The sequence below is a fragment of the Candidatus Hydrogenedentota bacterium genome (genome assembly GCA_016791475.1).
In the GTDB taxonomy this organism is placed as follows: Bacteria; Hydrogenedentota; Hydrogenedentia; order Hydrogenedentales; family JAEUWI01; genus JAEUWI01.
In genome coordinates, this window is the sequence record JAEUWI010000490.1 from 1 (window position 1) to 512 (window position 512).

At 56.4% G+C, this 512-nt stretch carries 1 pseudogene; it reads left to right on the forward strand.

Going from position 1 to position 512, the window contains the following annotated elements:
- Positions 1 to 327 (forward strand): annotated as a pseudogene (locus JNK74_30415) (SUMF1/EgtB/PvdO family nonheme iron enzyme).
- The last annotated feature ends 185 nt before the right edge of the window (positions 328 to 512 follow it).

A 512-nucleotide genomic window follows, 5' to 3' on the forward strand; every position in this document is an offset into this window, starting at 1 on the left:
AAGTTGAAGCCGGTATATACCATTAACGGCACAAACCTGAGCGCCGACTGGAGCGCCAACGGCTATCGCCTGCCCACAGAGGCGGAGTGGGAATATGCTGCGCGTGCCATGAACGGCAAAGGCGGAGGCAAGGTGCGCTTCGGCAACGGCAAGGATATCGCCGATCCAAAGGAGATTAATTTTGACGGTACTGCAAGCTACAAAAAGCCCTACTCGGTAGCGGGCGAGTATCGCCAAAAAACTACCCCCGTAGGCAACTTCTCACCCAACAGCCTGGGTCTGCACGATATGAGCGGCAATGTATGGGAGTGGTGCTGGGACTGGTATGGCCATTACAGACCGACCCTCACCAATGACGGAGTTTTGACTCTGAACGATCCAATGGGAAGCAAGCGAGTGATGCGCGGCGGCTCATTTGTGAACAATGCCAAGATCATGCGCGCTGCGGTCCGCAACAGGGTCGAGCCCGAGCCCCGGTTTGGCTTCATCGGGTTTCGGTGTGTGCGGAATTC